Source organism: Nocardioides pantholopis (genome assembly GCF_003710085.1).
GTDB classification, from domain to species: Bacteria; Actinomycetota; Actinomycetes; order Propionibacteriales; family Nocardioidaceae; genus Nocardioides; species Nocardioides pantholopis.
The window spans coordinates 243,854-264,525 of sequence record NZ_CP033324.1 but is presented as its reverse complement, the minus strand read 5'-3'; the positions used below and the strand labels follow the sequence as shown (position 1 = coordinate 264,525).

The 20,672-nt window shown below is 72.6% G+C and carries 20 protein-coding genes, 2 tRNA genes and 1 other RNA gene; 8 read left to right on the top strand and 15 right to left on the bottom strand.

The features are described 5' to 3' along the window. Nucleotides 1-3: 3 nt before the first annotated feature. Together EBO35_RS01200 and EBO35_RS01195 are read right to left on the bottom strand one after the other, a co-directional pair. The gene (locus tag EBO35_RS01200; protein WP_122816107.1) at nucleotides 4-633 is read right to left on the bottom strand and encodes a CoA transferase subunit B; all 630 of its coding nucleotides are present in this window, start codon (nucleotides 631-633) and stop codon (nucleotides 4-6) included. Next, nucleotides 630-1,415, bottom strand: coding sequence for a CoA transferase subunit A (locus EBO35_RS01195; RefSeq protein ID WP_122816106.1), 786 nt, complete (start codon nucleotides 1,413-1,415; stop codon nucleotides 630-632). Before EBO35_RS01195 ends, EBO35_RS01200 begins: the two co-directional genes overlap by 4 nt. 103 nt (nucleotides 1,416-1,518) lie before the next feature. On the opposite strand from EBO35_RS01195, the gene EBO35_RS01190 reads away from it, so the two are divergent. Genes EBO35_RS01190 through EBO35_RS01180 form a run of 3 tightly spaced genes read left to right on the top strand, consistent with a single transcriptional unit; the run spans nucleotide 1,519 to nucleotide 4,531 of the window. After that, nucleotides 1,519-2,292: an IclR family transcriptional regulator gene (locus tag EBO35_RS01190; RefSeq protein WP_122816105.1), complete on the top strand. Its 774-nt coding sequence runs from the start codon at nucleotides 1,519-1,521 to the stop codon at nucleotides 2,290-2,292. Between the two features lie 24 nt (nucleotides 2,293-2,316). Further along, nucleotides 2,317-3,330, top strand: a complete 1,014-nt coding sequence (locus tag EBO35_RS01185) for an ArsA-related P-loop ATPase (protein WP_241153799.1) — start codon at nucleotides 2,317-2,319, stop codon at nucleotides 3,328-3,330. A 16-nt stretch (nucleotides 3,331-3,346) separates the two neighbouring features. Then, nucleotides 3,347-4,531: an ArsA family ATPase gene (locus EBO35_RS01180; protein WP_206422633.1), complete on the top strand. Its 1,185-nt coding sequence runs from the start codon at nucleotides 3,347-3,349 to the stop codon at nucleotides 4,529-4,531. Between the two features lie 6 nt (nucleotides 4,532-4,537). Here EBO35_RS01180 and EBO35_RS01175 read toward each other — a convergent pair whose 3' ends face one another. Then, entirely contained in the window at nucleotides 4,538-4,825 is a 288-nt protein-coding gene (locus EBO35_RS01175) for a WhiB family transcriptional regulator (protein ID WP_122816104.1), read from the bottom strand. A gap of 193 nt (nucleotides 4,826-5,018) precedes the next feature. Between EBO35_RS01175 and EBO35_RS01170 the strand changes: the two genes are divergently transcribed. After that, on the top strand, nucleotides 5,019-7,241 hold the full coding sequence (locus tag EBO35_RS01170) for a transglycosylase domain-containing protein (protein ID WP_164477750.1): 2,223 nt from the start codon (nucleotides 5,019-5,021) through the stop codon (nucleotides 7,239-7,241). 18 nt (nucleotides 7,242-7,259) lie between these two features. Here EBO35_RS01170 and EBO35_RS01165 read toward each other — a convergent pair whose 3' ends face one another. After that, entirely contained in the window at nucleotides 7,260-7,718 is a 459-nt protein-coding gene (locus tag EBO35_RS01165) for a GatB/YqeY domain-containing protein (RefSeq protein WP_122816103.1), read from the bottom strand. A gap of 26 nt (nucleotides 7,719-7,744) precedes the next feature. Here EBO35_RS01165 and EBO35_RS01160 point away from each other — a divergent pair, with 26 nt between their 5' ends. The 3 genes from EBO35_RS01160 to EBO35_RS19305 all read left to right on the top strand — a co-directional run bounded on the left by EBO35_RS01160 (nucleotide 7,745) and on the right by EBO35_RS19305 (nucleotide 9,687). Next, a complete protein-coding gene (locus tag EBO35_RS01160) occupies nucleotides 7,745-8,665 on the top strand; it encodes a metallophosphoesterase (RefSeq protein WP_122816102.1) in 921 nt (306 codons plus the stop codon). A 73-nt stretch (nucleotides 8,666-8,738) separates the two neighbouring features. Then, nucleotides 8,739-8,812 (top strand) — tRNA-Pro (locus EBO35_RS01155). A gap of 431 nt (nucleotides 8,813-9,243) precedes the next feature. Further along, nucleotides 9,244-9,687 carry a hypothetical protein gene (locus EBO35_RS19305; RefSeq protein WP_127479239.1) on the top strand — a complete coding sequence of 148 codons (444 nt, stop codon included), beginning with the start codon at nucleotides 9,244-9,246 and terminating at the stop codon, nucleotides 9,685-9,687. Between the two features lie 21 nt (nucleotides 9,688-9,708). Here the strand turns inward: EBO35_RS19305 and EBO35_RS01145 are convergent, their stop codons facing one another. From EBO35_RS01145 to ffs, 6 genes are all read right to left on the bottom strand, one after another. Then, nucleotides 9,709-10,740 carry an aspartate-semialdehyde dehydrogenase gene (locus EBO35_RS01145; protein ID WP_122816100.1) on the bottom strand — a complete coding sequence of 344 codons (1,032 nt, stop codon included), beginning with the start codon at nucleotides 10,738-10,740 and terminating at the stop codon, nucleotides 9,709-9,711. 1 nt (nucleotide 10,741) lies between these two features. Then, complete coding sequence (locus EBO35_RS01140; protein WP_122816099.1) at nucleotides 10,742-12,016, bottom strand: aspartate kinase; 1,275 nt, start codon at nucleotides 12,014-12,016, stop codon at nucleotides 10,742-10,744. Between the two features lie 155 nt (nucleotides 12,017-12,171). After that, entirely contained in the window at nucleotides 12,172-12,768 is a 597-nt protein-coding gene (gene recR / locus EBO35_RS01135; protein ID WP_122816098.1) for a recombination mediator RecR, read from the bottom strand. Nucleotides 12,769-12,777: 9 nt separating this feature from the next. Then, entirely contained in the window at nucleotides 12,778-13,161 is a 384-nt protein-coding gene (locus EBO35_RS01130) for a YbaB/EbfC family nucleoid-associated protein (protein ID WP_122816097.1), read from the bottom strand. 34 nt (nucleotides 13,162-13,195) lie between these two features. Further along, a complete protein-coding gene (locus EBO35_RS01125; protein WP_122816096.1) occupies nucleotides 13,196-15,331 on the bottom strand; it encodes a DNA polymerase III subunit gamma and tau in 2,136 nt (711 codons plus the stop codon). Between the two features lie 80 nt (nucleotides 15,332-15,411). Next, nucleotides 15,412-15,502, bottom strand: an RNA gene (gene ffs, locus EBO35_RS01120) — signal recognition particle sRNA small type. Between the two features lie 162 nt (nucleotides 15,503-15,664). Between ffs and EBO35_RS01115 the strand changes: the two genes are divergently transcribed. Beyond that, nucleotides 15,665-15,753: transfer RNA gene (locus EBO35_RS01115), tRNA-Ser, on the top strand. Between the two features lie 102 nt (nucleotides 15,754-15,855). Here the strand turns inward: EBO35_RS01115 and EBO35_RS01110 are convergent. Genes EBO35_RS01110 through EBO35_RS01090 form a run of 5 tightly spaced genes read right to left on the bottom strand, consistent with a single transcriptional unit; the run spans nucleotide 15,856 to nucleotide 20,667 of the window. After that, nucleotides 15,856-16,932 (bottom strand): NAD(P)H-dependent amine dehydrogenase family protein, encoded by a 1,077-nt coding sequence (locus tag EBO35_RS01110; RefSeq protein ID WP_122816095.1) that lies wholly within the window; start codon nucleotides 16,930-16,932, stop codon nucleotides 15,856-15,858. Between the two features lie 60 nt (nucleotides 16,933-16,992). Further along, nucleotides 16,993-17,808, bottom strand: a complete 816-nt coding sequence (locus tag EBO35_RS01105; protein ID WP_164477749.1) for an ABC transporter ATP-binding protein — start codon at nucleotides 17,806-17,808, stop codon at nucleotides 16,993-16,995. Beyond that, complete coding sequence (locus EBO35_RS01100; protein WP_122816093.1) at nucleotides 17,805-18,854, bottom strand: ABC transporter ATP-binding protein; 1,050 nt, start codon at nucleotides 18,852-18,854, stop codon at nucleotides 17,805-17,807. The genes EBO35_RS01105 and EBO35_RS01100 overlap by 4 nt, the downstream gene beginning before the upstream one ends. Then, nucleotides 18,851-19,711: an ABC transporter permease gene (locus EBO35_RS01095; RefSeq protein WP_122816092.1), complete on the bottom strand. Its 861-nt coding sequence runs from the start codon at nucleotides 19,709-19,711 to the stop codon at nucleotides 18,851-18,853. The genes EBO35_RS01100 and EBO35_RS01095 overlap by 4 nt, the downstream gene beginning before the upstream one ends. After that, nucleotides 19,708-20,667 carry an ABC transporter permease gene (locus EBO35_RS01090; protein WP_122816091.1) on the bottom strand — a complete coding sequence of 320 codons (960 nt, stop codon included), beginning with the start codon at nucleotides 20,665-20,667 and terminating at the stop codon, nucleotides 19,708-19,710. Before EBO35_RS01090 ends, EBO35_RS01095 begins: the two co-directional genes overlap by 4 nt. Nucleotides 20,668-20,672 lie beyond the last annotated feature (5 nt).

Here is a 20,672-nt window from a genome sequence, read left to right as displayed (position 1 = left end):
GCCCTACCCCACCAGCTCCGGCTCGGTCTTGTCCCGCACCTCGGCCTCGGTCACCCCGGGCGCGAGCTCGACCAGGACCAGGCCCTCGGGGCGTACGTCGAGCACGGCGAGGTCGGTGATGATCCGCTGGACGACCCCGCGGCCGGTGTAGGGCAGCGAGCACTCCTCGACGATCTTGTAGGAGCCGTCGCGGGCGACGTGCTCCATCAGCACGATCACCTTCTTCGCCCCGTGCACCAGGTCCATGGCGCCGCCCATGCCCTTGACCATCTTCCCGGGGATCATCCAGTTCGCGATGTCGCCGGCCCGCGAGACCTGCATGGCGCCGAGGATCGCGGCGTCGATCTTGCCGCCGCGGATCATGCCGAAGGAGGTCGCGGAGTCGAAGAACGACGCCCCGCGGCGCAGCGTGACGGTCTCCTTGCCGGCGTTGATCAGGTCGGGGTCCTCCTCGCCGTCCAGCGGGTACGCCCCGACGCCGAGGATCCCGTTCTCCGACTGGAGCACCAGCTCGACGTCGTCGCCGACGTAGTTCGGCACCAGCGTCGGCAGCCCGATGCCGAGGTTGACGTAGGAGCCGTCGGTCAGCTCCGAGGCGGCCCGGGCCGCCATCTGCTCGCGCGACCAGCTCACGACTCGCTCCCCTCGCGCGGACGGACGGTCCGCTTCTCGATCCGCTTGTCGGCCGCCTGCTCGGGGGTCAGCTCGACCACCCGCTGCACGAAGACGCCCGGGGTGTGCACGTCGTTGGGGTTCAGCTCGCCGGGGTCGACGAGGTGCTCGACCTCGGCGATCGTGGTCCGCCCGCACATGGCCGCCAGCGGGTTGAAGTTGCGGGCGGAGTCGCGGAAGACCAGGTTGCCGTGCCGGTCGCCCTTCCAGGCCCGCACCAGCCCGAAGTCCGCGACGATCGCGTGCTCGAGCACGAACTCCTTCGGGCCGTCGGCGGTGTCGAAGACCTGGGTCTGCTTGGCCGGCGAGGACACGACCACGTCGCCGGACGCGTCGTAGCGCCACGGCAGCCCGCCGTCGGCGACCTGGGTGCCGACGCCGGTCGCGGTGAAGAACGCCGGGATCCCGGTGCCGCCGGCGCGCATCCGCTCCGCGAGCGTGCCCTGCGGGGTCAGCTCGACCTCGAGCTCCCCGGAGAGGTACTGCCGGGCGAACTCCTTGTTCTCCCCGACGTACGACGCCACCACGCGTCGCAGCCGTCCGGCGCCGAGCAGCAGCCCGAGGCCCCAGCCGTCGACGCCGGCGTTGTTCGAGACCACCTCGAGGTCGCTCGTCCCCGCGTCCAGGATCGCCTGGATCGTCACCGACGGAATCCCGCACAGCCCGAACCCGCCGACCGCGAGCGTCGCCCCGTCGGGGATGTCCGCGACCGCCTCGGCGGCCGAGCCCAGCACCTTGTCCATGCCCCGCATTGAAGGAGGGCCAGGGCCTCCCGTCAACGCCCGACCGGTCAGCTGACGCGGATCAGTCGCAGACCGAAAGCCCCGACGCGGTAGCGTTCACTGGATGGACACTCCCGTCGACGTCGTCGGCCGGGCCGCGGTGGTGCTCCGGGCCGTCGCCGGTCACGAGCCCCGCGGCGCCACCACGACCGCGATCGGCCGCGACTGCGACCTGGCCCGGCCGACCGCGCACCGGTTGCTGACCTCGCTGGCCCGGGCCGGCCTGACCGACCGCGACCCCGAGACCGGGCGCTGGCTGCTCGGGCCCGAGCTCTACCTGTTGGGCAACGCCGCCGCGACCCGCTACGACGTGACCGCGCTGGCGCACCCGTTCGTGCGCCGACTGTCCGAGGCGACCGGGGAGAGCGCCTTCCTCTCGGTACGCCGCGGCGAGGAGACGATCTGCCTGGTGCGCGAGGACGGCAGCTTCCCGATCCGCTCCCACGTGCTCGCCGAGGGCGTCCGGTTCCCGCTGGGGGTCGCGTCCGCGGGCATGGTGCTGCTGGCGCACCTGCCGGACGCCGAGGTCGAGGAGTACCTCGCGCACGCCGACCTCGGCCGCGACTGGGGCCCCCAGCACGCGCCGGCGCAGGTGCGCCGCCACGTGGACGCGACCCGGGCGTCGGGGTACGCCGTCAACCCCGGCCTCGTGGTCGAGGGCAGCTGGGGCATGGCCGCCGCCGTCTTCGACGCCCAGGACCAGCCCCGCTGGGCGCTCAGCCTCACCGGGATCGAGCGCCGGTTCGGCCCGGAGCGGCGCCCCGAGCTGGGCGAGCTGCTGCTCACGGTCGCCCACGACCTCTCCCGCAGCCTGCGCCGCCGCGGGCCCCGCCCCTGAGGGCCGTCCCCTACTCTTCATGGGGTGAGCGCGACGACCCCGCACTGGCCGCAGGTGCGCCTGCACGTGGTCACCGGCAAGGGCGGCACCGGCAAGTCCACCGTGGCCGCCGCGCTGGCCCTGGGGCTCGCCTCCCACGGCCGCAACGTGCTGCTCTGCGAGGTCGAGGGCCGGCAGGGCATCGCCCGGATGTTCGACGTCGACCCGCTGCCGTACGCCGAGCGCCGGATCGCCACCGGCCTGCCCCGTGAGGGCGAGCGGACCGCGGGGTCGGTGCACGCCCTGCACGTCGACCCCGAGGCGGCGCTGCTGGAGTACCTCTCGATGTACTACAAGCTCGGCCGCGCCGGCCGGGCCCTGGACCGGTTCGGGGTCACCGAGTTCGCCACGACCATCGCGCCCGGCGTGCGCGACGTGCTGCTGACCGGCAAAGTCTACGAGGCCGTCGAGCGCAACAGCCGCAACCGGGGCGCGTTGCGGTACGACGCGGTGGTGCTCGACGCGCCGCCGACCGGCCGGATCGCCCGGTTCCTCAACGTCAGCGGGGAGCTCGCCGGCCTGGCGAAGGTCGGCCCCATCAAGAGCCAGGCCGACACGATGATGACGCTGTTCCGATCCCCGCGGACCGCTGTGCACCTGGTGACGGTGCTGGAGGAGATGCCGGTGCAGGAGACCGCCGACGGCATCGCCGAGCTGCGCGCCGCTCGGCTGCCGGTCGGGGGCGTCGTGGTCAACCAGGTCCGCTCCCGCGACATCGCCGAGGCCGACCTGGTCTCGGTGCGGGACGGCTCGCTGGACCGGGAGGCGATCGAGCACGACCTGGCCGCGGCCGGGCTCGACGTCACCAAGACCCTCGTCGACGGCCTCCTCGCCCAGGCCCGCGACCACGCCGACCGCCGGGCGCTCGAGGACGCCCAGCGGGAGGTGGTCGCCGGTCTCGGGGTCCCGACCTACGAGCTGCCCCGGATCCCCGCCGAGATCGACCTGGGCGCCCTCTACGCCCTGGCCGCCGAGCTGCGCGAGCAGGGCCTCGCATGAACCGCAGGAGGACCTCATGAGCCCCCGCGAGAGCCGGCCCCGAGTGGGCCCGCTCGCCGCCCGCCCCGGTCAGGTGCCCCCGCTCGACGTGGACGCGATGCTGGACGACCCCGGCACCGGGATCATCGTGTGCTGCGGCTCCGGCGGGGTCGGCAAGACGACCACCGCCGCCGCGCTGGCGCTGCGCGCCGCCGAGCGCGGCCGCAAGGTCGTGGTGCTCACCATCGACCCGGCCCGCCGGCTGGCCCAGTCGATGGGCATCGAGAAGCTCGACAACACCCCGCGGCCGGTGGCCGGCATCAAGGGCACGGCCGGCGGCAGCCTGGACGCGATGATGCTGGACATGAAGCGGACCTTCGACGAGGTCGTGGAGTCCCAGGCCACCCCGGAGAAGGCCCGCCAGATCCTGGAGAACCCCTTCTACATCGCCCTGTCCAGCTCCTTCGCCGGCACCCAGGAGTACATGGCGATGGAGAAGCTCGGGCAGGTGCGGGCCGGGGCGCAGCGCGACGGCAGCTACGACCTCATCGTCGTCGACACGCCGCCGTCCCGCTCGGCGCTGGACTTCCTCGACGCCCCCGAGCGGCTCTCCAGCTTCCTCGACGGCCGGTTCATCCGGCTGCTGCTGGCTCCGGCCCGCGGCCCGGCGAAGCTGATGAGCGCGGGCTTCGGATTGATCACGGGGGCCCTGAACAAGGTCCTCGGCGGGCAGATGCTGCGCGACGTGCAGACCTTCGTGACCGCCCTGGACACGGTCTTCGGCGGGTTCCGCCAGCGCGCCCAGCAGACCTACGCGCTGCTGCAGGCCGACGGGACGGCGTTCCTCGTGGTCGCCGCGCCCGAGCCGGACGCGCTGCGCGAGGCGGCGTACTTCGTGGAGCGGCTCGAGGAGGACTCGATGCCGCTGGCCGGGCTCGTGGTCAACCGGGCCGGGGCGCCGCCCCGGGGCCGGCTCTCGGCCGACGAGGCGATGGCCGCCGCCGCGCGGGTGCGCAAGCGCGACCCGCAATCGGTGACCGCCGGCGTGCTGCGACTGCACGCCGACCAGGCCCGGCTCGTCGAGCGGGAGTCGCGGCTGCGCGAGCGCTTCGCCGCGGCGCACCCGAACGTGCCGACCGTCGTGGTCCCGGCCCTGCCCACCGACGTCCACGACCTCGCCGGTCTGCGCCGGATCGGCGCGTTGCTGGCGAAGGGAAGCTGAGCGCTGTCAGCCGGTCCGAACGACCGAGGCGTCCTTGACGCGCGCGGTCTCCAGCACGGTGCGCCACGAGGCGTTCGGCCGACGACGCAGCAGCGCGCGGCGCTCACGCTCCGTCATGCCGCCCCACACACCCCACTCGATCTGGTTGTCGAGCGCCTCGGCCAGGCACTCGGTCCGCACGGGACAGCTCGAGCACACCTGCTTGGCCTTGTTCTGCTCCGCGCCGCGGACGAACAACTGGTCCGGCGACGTCCCGCGGCATGCTGCGCGCGGCGTCCAATCCTCAACCCACATGAAATTCGGTCCCCATGTCACTCGCGATAGGTCTGCGCCCCATGACGCCCACCCGGGTCACCCCTCTGTGCCAAAGGTAAAGACTCCGGGCGCCCAGGTAAAGACCCATAGGGCCCAGATGGCATAGTCCGAAATGACTAGTTCCTCCAACCGGCCGATCCCCGGGGTCGACCGGTCCACGTACCCTGATCTCATGTCGCAACCCCCCACCGAGCCGCTGGGCGCCCGCCGGGTGGTCTCCCACCTCGCCGTGATGCTGGCGGTCTCGGCCGTGCTCGGCGTCGTCGTCGCCGGCCTCGCCATCCCCTTCGCGGGGGTCGCCGGACTTGGCGCCAAGAACGTCGCCGAGACGATGGACAACCTCCCGGCGGAGCTGGAGACCACCGCGCTCCCCCAGCGGACCCGGATCCTGGACAGCAAGGGCGAGCTCGTGGCCACGCTGTTCGACGAGAACCGGATCGAGGTGCCGCTGCACCAGATGTCGCGCACGATGATCGAGGCGATCGTCGCGATCGAGGACTACCGCTTCTACCAGCACGGCGCGCTGGACCTGAAGGGCACGCTGCGCGCGTTCCTCACCAACGCCGCCAACGACGGCGCCGCCGTCCAGGGCGGCTCCTCGATCACCCAGCAGCTGGTGAAGCTGACCCTGCTGAGCCAGGCCAAGACCGACGAGGAGCGGCGCGCGGCCACCGACGACAGCTACGCCCGCAAGGTCCGCGAGCTGCGCTACGCGATCGCGATGGAGGAGAACTACCCCAAGGACTGGATCCTCGAGCGCTACCTGAACATCGCCTACTTCGGCGACGGCGCCTACGGCATCCAGTCGGCCGCGAAGCACTACTTCAACGTCAACGCCCGCCAGCTGAACCTGCGCCAGGCCGCGACCCTGGCCGGGCTGGTGAAGAACCCCACCGGCTACGACCCCACGAACGCCCCCGACCGCGCCCTGGCGCGCCGCAACGTCGTCCTGGACCGGATGGCGGGGCTGAACGTGATCACCCAGGCGAAGGCCGAGCAGGTCAAGGCGAAGGGCCTCGGGCTGCGACCGACCCGCGCGAACAACGGGTGCGTCGCCTCCGCCGCGCCGTTCTTCTGCGACTACGTCATCAACTACCTGCTGCAGGACAAGTCGCTGGGCAAGACCAAGGCCGAGCGCCGCGACCTGCTGTACGCCGGCGGACTGACCATCCGGACCACGCTCGACCAGCGGTTCCAGAAGGCCGCCGATGACTCGGTCGCCACCCACGTCTACTCCACCGACAACGCCATCGGCGGCCTGGCGATGGTCGAGCCCCGCACCGGCGACGTCCGCGCGATCGCGCAGTCCCGGCCGATGGGCCGCGACAAGAAGCAGGGCCAGACCTTCCTCAACTATGCGGTGAACCAGAAGTACGGCGACTCCGCGGGCTTCCAGCCCGGGTCGACGTTCAAGGTCTTCGTGCTGGCCGCCGCGATCGAGCAGGGCCTGCCGCTGACCACCGCGTTCAACTCCCCCGAGACGATCTCGGTCCAGGAGTCCGGCTACGAGGACTGCGACGGCGAGCCGTACGGCTACGGCGTGTGGCAGCTGAAGAACTCCACGACGTCGGGCTACAAGAACATGTACTCCGGCACCCGGGAGTCGGTGAACACCTACTTCGCCCAGCTGGAGCAGAAGACCGGCATCTGCGAGCCCTACGCGCTGGCCAAGGCGATGGGCGTCGACCTCGACAACCCCACCGGCAAGAAGCCCGGCCTGCCCGAGCGGGTCCCGTCGTTCACGCTCGGCATCACCGACGCCAGCCCGCTGGAGATGGCCGAGGCCTACGCCACGTTCGCCGCCCGCGGCCTGCACTGCGACAGCCGGCCGGTGACCAAGATCGAGGACCCCCGGGGCAACACGCTGAAGGACTACCCCAAGCGCTGCAACCAGGTGATCGAGCAGAAGACCGCCGACGCGGTCAACGACATCCTGCGCGGCGTCATCGAGGGCGGCTTCGCCTCCGCGCAGGCCCTCGACCAGGACGCGGCCGGGAAGACCGGCACGACGAACGGCGGCCGGGCGGTCTGGTTCATCGGCTACACCGCGAACCTCGCGACCGCCTCGATGATCGCCGGCGCCAACGAGTTCGGCACCCCGATCGGCCTGGAGGGTCAGACCATCGGCGGCGACTACATCGGCAACGCGTCAGGCTCCGGCTTCGCCGGTCCGATGTGGGGCGACGCGATGAGGGTCATCGACGACTACCTCGACGACGAGTCCTTCGTCTACCCCTCCGAGGTCGCCGGCGCCGGCGCCACCTCGGCGGCGCCGCCGCCCAGCAGCACTGGTGGCGGCGATGACGGGGACGGGGATGACGACGGTGGGGACGACGACCGCGGGGGCGACCCGGGCCGCGGCGGTGGCCGCGGCGGCGGGGGTCGCGGCCGCTGAGAACCGCCGGGGTGCGCGTCAGCCGAGCTGGCGGCGCACCTCGGCCGCCACGGCGGCCCCGTCGGCACGACCCTTGGTCTGCGGGGTGAGGATGCCCATCACCTTGCCCATGGCCCGCATGCCCTCCTCGGCCGCGCCGGTCTGCGCGATCGCGGACGTGACGAGGTCGGCGATCTCCTCCAGGCTCAGCTGGGCAGGCAGGTAGTCGGTGAGCACCTCGGCCTCGGCGCGCTCCTTGGCGGCCATCTCGGGGCGGTGACCGTCTTCGAAGGCGACAGCGGCCTCGCGGCGCTTCTTCGCCTCGCTGGCGAGCACCGAGACGACCTCCTCGTCGCTGAGCTCGCGGGCGACCTTGCCGGCCACCTCGGCGTTCGTCACCGCGGAGAGGACCATCCGCAGGGTGGAGGAGCGCACCTCGTCACGGCCCTTGATGGCGGTGGTGAGGTCGGCGCGGAGACGGTCCTTGAGAGCACTCATGCGGGCCATTGTGGCAGCCTTGCCCCATGTTCCCGGCCCGCCTCCTCGCCACTGTCGGCGGCGCCGGGGCCCTGGCCGCCGCTGCGGTCACCGCGTACGCCGCCGCCGAGGCCCGGGCCTACACGCTGCGCCGCGTCGAGGTCCCCGTGCTGCCCCGCGGCCACCGCCCGCTGCGCGTGCTGCACCTCTCCGACCTGCACCTCACCCCGGGCCAGCAGCGCAAGCGGGAATGGCTCTCCGGACTCGCCACGCTGCGCCCGGACCTGGTGGTCAACACCGGCGACAACCTGGCCCACCGCGACGCCGTGCCGGCGGTGCTGGAGTCCCTCGGCCCGCTGCTCGAGGTGCCCGGCGTCTTCGTCCTCGGCAGCAACGACTACTTCGAGCCGACCTTCCGCAACCCGGTGCGCTACCTGCTGCCCGACGACGGCACCCGGCGCACCGACGCACCCGAGCTGCCGTGGCGCGACCTGGTGCGCGACTTCCGCGAGGCCGGGTGGCTCGACCTCACCAACACCACCGGGTCCCTCAAGCTCGACGGCCTGACGATCGCCTTCGCCGGGGTCGACGACCCGCACCTGCGCTACGACCGGCTCAGCGCGGTCCCGCCGGCCGACCCGGGCGCCGACCTGCGCCTGGGCGTGACGCACGCGCCGTACCTGCGGGTCCTCGACCACTTCGCAGCGTCGGGGTACGACGCGGTGCTGGCCGGGCACACCCACGGCGGGCAGGTGTGCCTGCCGGGCGGGCGCGCGCTGACCACCAACTGCGACCTGGAGCCGGCCCGGGCCCGCGGCCTGCACCGGCATCCGGCCGCCTCCCGGGACGGTGACCCCGGGTCGGCGTGGCTGCACGTCTGCGCCGGGCTCGGCACCAGCCCCTACGCCCGGGTGCGGGTGGCCTGCCGCCCGGAGGCCACGCTGCTCACGCTGGTCGCCCGGGACTGAGCCCGATTACGGGGTGCCGGGCAGGCTCCGGTATGCTCCCCTGCTTGTGAGCCCGGTTCGCCGAGCACATGATCGGGCTGTGGCGCAGCTTGGTAGCGCGCCTCGTTCGGGACGAGGAGGCCGCAGGTTCAAATCCTGTCAGCCCGACCGGTCGACGCCGATGGCGTCAGCACAGGACCCGGACCCGCACTGCGGGTCCGGGTCCTGCTGCGTCCGGGCCCGGATCGGCCCGCGATCTCTGCCACACTGGCGCCATGGCTGACGCCGACCGTGATCGCGACGAACCGTCCCCGGCCCCGCCCTCCCTGGCCCCACCGTCGCTGGCCCGGCTGGGTCGGCTGCGCCGGCCGGGTCGGCTGGGCAAGGCTGCCCCGCCGGCGCGTGCCACGCTGCCGCCGGTGCCCGAGCCCGAGCCGGTCCCGGAGCCAGAGCCGCAGCCGGTCCCGTCGCCGGAGCCGGTCCCGTCGCCGGAGCCCGTGCCGACACCGGCCCCCAGCCCCACGCCGGTTCCCGAGCCCGCGCCGGTTCCCGCGCCCGCGCCCGTGCCGGAGCCCGCCCCGGTGCCCGAACCGTCGCCCGTGCCGACGCCCGTGCCGGAGCCCGGTCCCGAACCGCTGCCCGGGCCCCGGGCAGCGCGCCTCCAGCTGGCCGGGATGGCCGCGGTCGTCGTCACCGGCGTCCTCGTCGGCCTCGGCACGATCGGGCTGACCGCCGGCGGCCTGCGGGGCTGCGAGGCCGCCCGCGGCACCGCCAGCTGCGGTGGCGCCGGCGTCCCGCTCCTGGTCGTGATCCTCGCCGCCGGGGTCGTGCTCGGCGGCTGGCTGCTGCAGACCTTCGCCGTGCCCGACCCCGTCAGCACCAGCGTCCTGGCGGTCGGACTGCTGGCCGTGCTCACGCTGCTGTTCCTGGTCGACCACCTGACCGCCTGGTGGGCGGTGCTGGTGATCCCGGCCGTCGCGGCGCTCAGCTACACCGTCAGCCACTGGGTGACGACGTCGGCCGCGGAGCCGGCCCGGGAGTGACCCGGCCGGCCCGCGGCGGCCTCAGCGCCGGGCGAGCAGCTCGGCGATCTGCACGGTGTTGAGTGCGGCGCCCTTGCGCAGGTTGTCGTTGCTGATGAACAGCGCCAGGCCCCGGTCGCCGTCGACACCGGGGTCCTGCCGGATCCGGCCGACGTACGACGGGTCGCGACCGGCCGCGAGGAGCGGGTTCGGCACGTCGGCGAGCTCGACGCCGGGCGCGTCGGCCAGCAGCTCCTTGGCCCGGGCCACGGTCAGCGGGGAGGAGAACTCGGCGTTGATCGCCAGCGAGTGGCCGGTGAAGACCGGCACCCGCACGCAGATGCCGGAGACGCGCAGCTCGGGCAGGCCGAGGATCTTGCGCGACTCGTTGCGCAGCTTCTTCTCCTCGTCGGTCTCGTCGAGGCCGTCGTCGACGATGGAGCCGGCCAGCGGCACCACGTTGTAGGCGATCGGCGCGACGTACTTGACCGGGTCCGGGAAGGCCACCGCGGAGCCGTCGTAGGCCAGCTCACGCGCCTTCTCGCCGGCGGCCTCGACCTGGGTGGCCAGCTCCTCGACGCCGGCGACGCCGGAGCCGGAGACGGCCTGGTAGGTCGAGGCGATCAGCCGGACCAGGCCGGCCTCGTCGTGCAGCACCTTGAGCACCGGCATCGCGGCCATCGTGGTGCAGTTCGGGTTCGCGATGATGCCCGTGCGGGCCTCGGCGATCGCCTCCGGGTTGACCTCGGAGACGACCAGCGGGACGTGGGGGTCCATCCGGAAGGCCGAGGAGTTGTCGACGACCGTGACGCCGGCCGCGGCGAACCGCGGCGCCTGGGCCCGCGACGTGGTGGCCCCGGCCGAGAACAGCGCGATGTCCAGGCCGCTGGGGTCCGCCGTCTCGGCGTCCTCGACGACTACCTCGCGCCCGGCGTAGGTCAGCACCTTGCCCGCGGAGCGGGCCGAGGCGAAGAACCGGATCTCGTCGGCCGGGAAGTCCCGCTCCTCGAGGATCTGGCGCATGGCGACACCGACCTGGCCGGTGGCGCCGACGATCCCCATGCGCACGCCCATGTCAGCGGCCCGTCCCGCCGTACACGACAGCCTCGACCTCGTCGGAGTCCAGGTCGAAGGCGGTGTGGGTGGCGCGGACGGCCTCGTCGACCCGGGCCTCGTCCACGATCACCGAGATCCGGATCTCGGAGGTGGAGATCATCTCGAGGTTCACGCCGGCCGAGGCGAGCGCGGCGAAGAACTTCGCGGTGATGCCGGGGTGGCTGCGCATGCCGGCGCCGATCAGCGAGACCTTGCCGATCTGGTCGTCGTAGAGCAGCTTCTCGTAGCCGATCTCCTCCTGGAGCTTGGCCAGCGTGCCCATCGCGGCCTGCCCGTCGGCGCGCGGGAGCGTGAAGGAGATGTCGGTGAGCGCCGTGGCGGCGGCGGAGACGTTCTGGACCACCATGTCGATGTTGACCTCGGTGTTCGAGAGCGCCTCGAAGATCCGGGCGGCCTCGCCGACCTTGTCGGGGACACCGACGACGGTGATCTTGGCCTCGCTGCGGTCGTGGGCCACGCCCGCGATGATCGCCTGCTCCATGTGTTCGTCTCTCTGCTGAGCGTCGGGGATGACCCAGGTGCCCTCCTTGGTCGAGAAGGAGGAGCGCACGTGGATCGGCATGTTGTAGCGGCGCGCGTACTCGACGCACCGCAGGTGGAGGATCTTGGCCCCCGAGGCGGCCATCTCCAGCATCTCCTCGGTGGAGACCCGGTCGAGCTTGCGCGCCGCGGGCACGATCCGGGGGTCGGCGGTGAACACGCCGTCGACGTCGCTGTAGATCTCGCAGACGTCGGCACCCAGCGCCGCCGCGAGCGCGACCGCCGTGGTGTCGGAGGCGCCGCGGCCCAGCGTCGTGACGTCCTTGGTGTCCTGGGAGACGCCCTGGAAGCCGGCGACGATGGCGATCGCGCCGTCGGCGATCGCCTGCTCGATGCGGCCCGGGGTGATGTCGATGATCTTCGCCCGGCCGTGGACCGAGTCGGTGATCACGCCGGCCTGGGAGCCGGTGAACGACTGCGCCTTGTGGCCGAGCTGGGCGATCGCCATCGCGACCAGCGCCATCGACATCCGCTCGCCGGCGGTGAGCAGCATGTCCAGCTCGCGCGGCGGCGGCAGCGGCGTGACCTGCTCGGCGAGGTCGCGCAGCTCGTCGGTGGTGTCGCCCATCGCGGAGACGACCACGACGACGTCGTGGCCGGCCTTGCGGGTGTTGACGATCCGCTGCGCGACCCGCTTGATGCCGGCCGCGTCAGCGACGGACGAGCCGCCGTACTTCTGCACGACAATGCCCACGGTGCAACCTCTGTCGGTGTGTGGCGACGGGCCGCCCGGACGGACTCCCGGGTCCCAGCCTGAACCAAGGCCGGCTACGACCACACTGGAGTTTACCGGTGCCGGACTCCGCGCCCGGCCGGCATCTCACCGGCGACGGCAAGCGCCCGGCCCGGTCACTCCGCGGCGCGCCGTCCGGCGAACGCCCGGCCCAGGGTGACCTCGTCGGCGTACTCCAGGTCGCCGCCCACGGGCAGCCCGCTCGCCAGCCTGGTCACCCGCAGCCCCAGGGGCCGCAGCATCCGGGTGAGGTAGGTGGCGGTGGCCTCGCCCTCGAGGTTCGGGTCGGTGGCCAGGATGACCTCGACGATCGCCCCGTCGGCGAGCCGGGTCATCAGCTCGCGGATGTGCAGCTGCTCGGGGCCGATCCCGTCGATCGGCGAGATCGCCCCGCCCAGGACGTGGTAGCGCCCGCGGAACTCGCGGGTGCGCTCGATCGCGACCACGTCCTTGTACTCCTCGACGACGCACAGCACCGCCGGGTCGCGCCGCGGGTCGGCGCAGATGCGGCAGCGCTCCTCCTGGGAGACGTTGAAGCACACCGAGCAGAACTGGACCTTCGCCTTGACCTCGATCAGCACGTCCGCGAGCCGGCGTACGTCGGTCGGGTCGGCCTGGAGCAGGTGGAAGGCGATCCGCTGCGCGCTCTTCGGTCCCACTCCCGGGAGCCGGCCGAGCTCGTCGATGAGGTCCTGGACCACGCCTTCGTACAACGCGAGCCCCTAGAAGCCGAGCTTGGCTGCGCCGCCGCCGGGCAGCTCGCCGCCGGGCATGCCCCCGGCCAGCGGGCCGAGCGCCTCCCCGGCCAGGGCGTCGGCGCGGGCCTTGGCGTCGCGGTACGCCGCGACCACCATGTCCCCGAGGTCGGCGAGGTCGTCGGCGTCGCCACCGTCGAACTGGCCGGACTTGATCTCGACACCCACCAGCTCGCCGACGCCGTTCACCTTGACGGTCACGGCCCCGCCGGCGACGGTGCCGTCGACGACCGTCTCGGCGAGCTGCTGCTGCGCGCTGGCGAGCTGCTCCTGCATCTGCTGGGCCTGCTGGAGCAGCGCGTTCATGTCGAATCCGCCGCCGCCGAGGGCCTCGAAGGGGTTCTGGGTCATCGTCTGCTTCTCTCTGGTCGGGTGGGGTGGCCGGTCACTGGTGGCGGATCTCCTCGATCAGGCGGGCGCCGAGCTCCCGCTCGAGGAGCTGGGCGCCGCCCAGACCGTCGGTGTCCGCGTCCTGGTCGTCGGGGTGGGCGTCGGCGTCGGCCTCGATGAGGTCGTCGGGCCGGCCGGGCTCCTGTCCGGCGGGACGGGTGCGCTGGACGGCCTCCCGGGCCCGGGCGACGGCGTCGGGGTCGGGAGCCCGCCTGCTCTCGGGCGCCGGCGCGGTGGTCTCCGGGGGCGGGCCCTCGGCGCCGAGGTCGGCCGGAGCCTCGGGCGGCGGCCCGTCGGCCCAGGCGGGCGCAGCCGGCGCCGCACCAGCGGCGGGCCCGGGCTGCGGGGCGGCCGGGGCGGGCGCGGCCGACGGCGCCGGGCGCCCGGCGTCGGGCTGCGCGCCGGGGTCGATGATCGTCTCGATCTTCCAGTCCGCCCCGACCACGTCGATCGCGGCCTGGCGCAGCACCTCGTCGCATCCGCCGGACACGAACGAGTCGCGGGCGCCGGCGTTGGAGAAGCCCAGGGTCAGCACCCGGCCCTCGATGCCGACGACCTGACAGTTGGTGGTGAGGATCATCCAGGCGACCCGGCGCCGCAGCTTCGTCGCCTCGACGATGTCCGGCCACAGCCGGCGCACCTCGACCAGGCTGAGGCCGCCCGCGGCCGGAGCCGACACCGGCTGGGCGGGCGCCTGAGGAGCCTGGGTCTGGGGCGCGGGGGCCGGCGGGGCGGCTGGAGCCTGGGGCTGGGGCGCCGGGGCCGGCGGGGCGGCTGGTGCCTGGGCCGCCGGGGCGGGGGCCGCCGGTGCGGGCGCCGGCGGGTCGACCGGGCGCCGGCTCGCGACCGGGGGGCTCGGCGGCGCGGCGGCCTCGGTGGCCCGGTCGCTGGCCAGGCTGACGTCGGCGGGCCGGTCCTGCGCGGGCGGAGCGTGGTCGGCGGCGGGGGTCGAGGGCACGCCGGTGATCGTGAGCCGCTTCTCCAGCCGCTCGACCCGGGCCATCATCCCCTCGGTGGAGTGGTCGGCACCCGGGAGCAGGACCCGGGCGCACACCAGCTCCAGCAGCAGCCGCGGCGCGGTGGCCCCGCGCATCTCGGTCAGGCCGGTGGCCACGAGGTCGGCCGCCCGCGACAGCTCGGTGGCACCGAAGCGGGCCGCCTGGGACACCAGGCGCTCGCCGAGGTCCTCGGAGACGTCGATCAGGCCGCTGGCCGTCGCCTCGGGCACGGCGGAGACGATGACGAGGTCACGCAGCCGGCGCAGCAGGTCCTCGGTGAACCGGCGCGGGTCCTGCCCGGTCTCGATCACCTTGTCGACGACCCCGAAGACCGCGGCGCCGTCGCCGGCGGCGAAGGCGTCGACCACCTCGTCGAGCAGTGTGTCGGGGGTGTAGCCGAGCAGGCCGGTGGCCAGGTCGTGGGTGACGCCCTCGGGACCGGCACCGCCCAGCAGCTGGTCGAGCACGGAGAGCGTGTCGCGGGCGGAGCCGGCGCCGGCCCGGACCACGAGCGGCAGCGCGGCCGGCTCGATCTGCACGCCCTCCTTCTCGCACAGCTCGGAGAGGTAGGAGGAGAGCAGCCGCGGCGGGATCAGCCGGAACGGGTAGTGGTGGGTGCGCGAGCGGATCGTCGGGATGACCTTGTCCGGCTCGGTCGTGGCGAAGATGAACCGCAGGTGCGGAGGCGGCTCCTCGACGAGCTTCAGCAGGGCGTTGAAGCCCTGCGGGGAGACCATGTGCGCCTCGTCGATGATGTAGACCTTGTAGCGGCTCTTCACCGGGGCGAAGAACGCCTTCTCGCGCAGGTCGCGGGCGTCGTCGACGCCACCGTGGGACGCGGCGTCGATCTCGATCACGTCGATCGATCCCGACCCGCCCCGGGCCAGGTCGCGGCAGCTCTCGCACTGCCCGCACGGATCGGCGACCGGGGCCTGCTCGCAGTTCAGCGCGCGGGCCAGGATCCGGGCCGAGGTGGTCTTGCCGCAGCCACGGGGCCCGGAGAAGAGGTAGGCGTGGTTGACGCGGTTGTTGGCCAGCGCCGCGCGCAGCGGCGTCGTGACGTGGTCCTGTCCGATGACCTCGGCGAACGACTCGGGCCGGTAGCGGCGGTACAACGCGAGGGGTGACTCCACGGATGAACCCTAACGACCGGCACCGACAGCCGGTAGCGCGGCAGCCACGGGCCCGTGGTCCGCGGCACGTCCGGGAACGAAAAGGCCCCCCGCGCACCCGACAGAGCTCGCTTACCCTTGCTGCCTTCCGGCCCTGGGGGAGTTGGGCAAGATGTCGCCACACGGGGGGTTGGCCCAAACTCTAGGCGACCGCCCGCTCCGAGGCCAAGACGGGGTTCACCAGGCCTCGCCTCCGGCCCCGGGCGGCCCGCCCGCGGCGTCCTGATGGGCTGCGAGCGCGCGACGGCAGGGGGGATTTCGTCCACTCCCGTGCCGACCGGTACGCTCCTGCGCGGAGGATTCGCCTAGTGGCCTATGGCGCTCGCTTGGAAAGCGGGTTGGGTTAACAGCCCTCAGGGGTTCGAATCCCCTATCCTCCGCCACCACCGCGACCAGCGGCACAACGCCGGTCCCGCCCCGAGGGGCGGGACCGGCGTCTTGTGCTTACGGGGTCCTGCCCACCACCCCGGCGTCGTCGGACGCCCTCAGCCGCCGATCGGCAGGAGGGTGGAGAGATCCGGCGCGCCGGTCCCGCGGTACGTCCCCCAGGTCGGCGGCACCAGGATGCCGGGCTTCGCGGCGAGCACCTCGGGAATGGCGCGCACGACCGGACCCGCCGTCGCGAACTGGACCGCCTTGGACCTCTCCGGAAGTCCGATCGGGTCCAGCCACTCCAGGTCCATGTGCACGCGGGGCGCCCCGTCGATGCGGATCTGCCAGCCGTCCTTCCAACCGTCCTCGGGCTCACCGCAGAACCAGACCATGCGGACGGTGATCGTCCGCTCGGTGCCGGTCATCGCGTGCCACTGCCAGACCACCCCCCGCACGGTGCCCGCAGGGATCGCGCCCGCTGCCGTCTGCACCTCTTGGTCGGCGACGACAGCCCGGTGCTCCTCCTGGATGCGGTCGACAGGCATCTGCAGCGTGTCGATCAGGTAGCCGAGCGTCTCGCCGAACAGGCTGGAGAAGAAGCTGCGCCGTCCGTCCGAGGCGTTCCAGTACTCCTCTTCGCTCACGCCGAAGCCGCAGAGGTCGTAGATGAAGCCGGGCGACGTCACCGGCGTGCAGTCGTAGGTCTCCTGCACGCTCAGACTGTTGACCTGGGTGCACATCCCGGTGAGGAGCACGCCGAGGCGCTCCCCCAGGAAGCCCGGGTTCATGCCCGTGCCGAAGAGCGTCACGCCGCCAGCGCGGGCCGCCGCCTCCAGACGTGCTGCCCGGGTTCGGTCGACCGCTCCGGGATAGGTGGAGCCGACAGTGGTGATGACGTTCTTGCCCGAGCGGAGCAGACGGTCCAGGTCGTCGGTGTGCTGGTCCGGCGACTCGCCGTTGAGCGGGAGGTGGAGCACGACGTCGGCGTCCAGCGCCAGGATCTCCTCGATGTCGTCGGTGCCCAGCACCCCGGTCGTCCCGCGTCGCACGATGTCACCGGCGTCGCGACCGACCTTCGAGGGGTTGTGCACCTTGAGTCCGACCAGCTCCAGCTCCGGGGAGTCGATGACGTGTCGCAACGCGACCCGGCCGATCGCTCCGGTGGCCCACTGGATCACTCGTGTGGTCATTGCTGCTCCTGCTCTTGCGGTGTCGGAATGGCAGATGCCGAGCCCGCCGGGCGGGCCGGCTCAGTCGCCCTGCGGCAGAGGGGCGGACGGCGCACGAAGCGTGGGTACGGCCTCGAGCAGCTGGCGGGTGTACGGCTCGCTGACCTTCTCCACGGTGAGGTCTCGCGCGCTGCACTCCTCCACGATCCGGCCCGCCTGCATGACGATCACCCGGTCGCAGACCAGCTGCAGAACGCTGATGTCGTGACTCACCAGGACCTGGGTGAGGTCACGTTCGGCGCGCACCCGCATGAGCAGCTCGAGGATCTGGGCTTGGACCGACACGTCGAGTGCAGAGACCGACTCGTCCAGCAGGAGGAGCTCCGGCTCGGCGGCGAGTGCGCGGGCTATCGAGACGCGCTGGCGTTGTCCGCCGGAGAGACTCGCCGGCCGCCGCTCGGCGACCGTTCCCCCGAGGCCGACGAGCTCGAGCAGCTCCCGGGCCGCACGTCGGGCCGCGGCGTCGTCGAGCCGCTTCCAGAAGCGGAGCGGCTCGGCCACGTTCTGCTCGACGGTCATCGCCGGGTTGAGCGACGTGTAGGGATCCTGGAAGACGAGCTGCATGGAGCGCCAGGCGCGGCGGTCGAACCGTCGGCCCCGATAGACGTCCTTTCCACGGAGCTGGATCGATCCGCGATCGGGGCGGACCAGGCCACAGAAGGCCCCGATCAGCGTCGACTTCCCGGAGCCGGACTCACCGGCGATCCCGACGGACTCACCGGGCTCGATGCGCAGGGAGACGTCGTCGATCGCGACGGTGCGCAGGGGCGTCGCCGGCCAGCGCGAGGTCTTGAAGACCTTGGTGACGCCCTCGGCGAGGAGCAGCGGCCCGGTCACGGGGTCACCCTCTCCTCGTCTGCGAACCCCGCCACCCGCTCGGGCCACCGGATGCAGCGCACGTCCCGGCCGACCGAGGCGGTCTCCAGCGGCACAGCCGCCTCCCGGCACGCCGGGAGGACCAGGTGACATCGGTCGGCGAAGCGGCAGCCGGTGACCACGTCCTCGGGGGCCGGGACCTGCCCCGGCAGCGGCTCGAGCCGCCCGGAGATCAGCGCGTGCTCGGGGATGCACCGGATCAAGCCGTCGAGGTAGGGGTGCAGTGGCGCGTCGAGCACGTCCCGGGTCGCGCCGACCTCGACCAGCTCGCCCGAGTACATCACCAGCAGCCGGTCACAGCGTTCGCTCACCACGCCCAGGTCGTGCGAGATCAGCAGCACCGCCAGGCCCATGTCCCGGCGCAATCGGTCGACCAGGTCCATCACGCCCCGCTGAACGGTGACATCGAGAGCGGTGGTCGGCTCGTCCGCGATGAGGACAGCCGGATCCCGGGCGATGGCGATGCCGATCATCGCGCGCTGGCGCATGCCACCGGAGAACTCGAAGGGGTACTGCCGGGCGCGTTCCGCCGGGCGGGTGACCTCTACCTGGTCGAGGATGTCGACGGCCCGGCGACGCGCGTCCTGACGCGAGGTCCCCCGGTGTCGAAGCCGGACGGTCTCCGCGATCTGGTCGCCGATCCGCATCGACGGGTTGAGGCTGGTCATCGGATTCTGGAAGATCATCGCCACGTCGGGGTGGCGCACGTGCGCTTCGACCCGGACCCCACCGACCTCGACCACCCCCGCTGACCTCCGGACCCCCGCAGGGAGCAGAGAGGCGACAGCCGAGGCGGTCAGGCTCTTGCCCGAACCCGACTCGCCGACCAGGCCGACCATCTCACCCGCCCCGACGTCGAAGGAGACATCACGTACCAGCGGCAGCGACGCTCCGGGAGCCGAGTGAGGATCGTCGGTCTCGATGGCGAGTCCGCGCAGGCGGACGGCCGGCGGACGGCGCCGTGGATCGACGTCGCCGACAGGGACGTCTTCGGTCCGGATGCTCACTTCTTCCGCTCCTCGGTCAGGGAGTCGCCGAACAGGTTCAGGCTGAGGATCAGCAGTGTCAGGACCGCGGCCGGGACCAGAACCACCCGGGGCTCGCTGGACAGCAGCCCCGAGGCTCCGATGAGCAGCGTTCCGAGAGAGGCCTCCGGCGGTTTCACTCCGACGCCGAGGAAGGAGATCCCGGCCTCGATCACCATCGCGAGCCCGAGCAGGTAGCTGAGCTGGACGACGAGCTGAGCCCGCACGCCGGGCATCAGATACCGCCCGAGGATCCGGCTGTGCGAGCACCCCGACATGCGGCCCGCGAGGACGAACGGGGCCCGGGACAGCCGCATGGTCTCCGCGCGCACGACCCGGAGGACGCGGGGTGCGAAGATCCCGCCCAGCACTGCCATCTGCCCCTGGATGCCGGTGTCGAGGGCAGTCTGGGCGGCGAGGAGCAGGATCAGTGCCGGAACCGCCAGCACCACGTCGGCGAGCCGGGAGAGGACCTGGTCGACCCAGCCCCCCAGGTAGCCGGCGAGGAGTCCGAGGGGCAACCCGACCAGCATCGCCACGCCCACCGCGGTGAGGCCGGCGAGGAACGACGTGTGGACGCCCCACAGCAGCCGGCTCAGCAGGTCACGACCGAGGTCGTCGGTCCCCAGCCAGTGGCTCCCGGTGATCGGGGCGAGGGTGTTCGCGAGGTCCTGCTCGTTCGGGCCATGGATCGGCAGGAACGGGACCAGGACGGTGACGAGCACGGCCAGCGCGACGTACGACCCGGCAACCACCACGACGAGCGGGCGGCGCCCGACGCGCGATCGGGTGCGCCCCACCGGCTGGACGGACGGAAGGGTCCCGACGATCTCGGTCATGCCTTGCTCCTCGACACGGGGTTGAGCCAGAGGGCGACCAGGTCGGCCAGCAGGTTCGCGAACAGGATGATCGCGCCGAAGAGCGCGACGAGCGTCTGCACCACCGGGAAGTCCTGTCCCCGTACCGAGTCGATGGTCAGACTGCCGATGCCGGGGACCGCGAAGACCACCTCGACGAGGAGGGCGCCGGTGATCAGCACGCCGACCTCCAGCCCGATCACGGTCACCAGCGGTGCCGCCGCATTGCGGGCCACGTGCCGAAGGAACACTCGGCGTTCCGGGACGCCCTTCATACGAGCGGTGCGGACATAGTCCTGGCGGTACTCGGTCAGGAGGGACGCGCGGAAGGTCCGCGTCTGCAGGCACATCAGCGAGAGGGCGAGCGCGAGCGCGGGCAGCACGAGGTACTCCAGCGAAGCGACGAGCCCCACCTCGGACGCCTCCCGATATCCACCGGACGGGAACAGCGGGATCCAGATCGTGAAGACCAGGATCAGCGCGAGCCCCACCAGGAAGTTCGGAACGGCCAGGCCGAGGAGCGAGATGCCCTGGGTGATCCGGTCGAGCCAGCCCCCCGGGCGCAGTCCGATGGCGACGCCGGCCACGAGCGTGACGACGATCGCGATCCCCATGGCCATGGCGGACAGCTGCAGCGTCGGGGGCAGATGCTGCCCGACGAGGTGGCTCACAGTGCCGCGGTTCTGGATCGACTCCCCGAGGTCGCCTCGGAGCACCTGCCCGAGCCAGTCGGCGTACTGGACCACGGCCGGTCGGTCGAACCCGTTGTCGACCCGGATCTGCTCGATCTCCTCGGCGGTGGCACTGTCGCCCGCCATCGCCGAGGCGGGGTCGCCGACGGCGAACAGCAGCAGGAAGGTGCCGAAGGTGACGGCGAGCAGGAGCGGGACCGCGACCAGGACACGGCCGGCGAGCTGGCGCAGGACGAGCATCGTCATCGGCG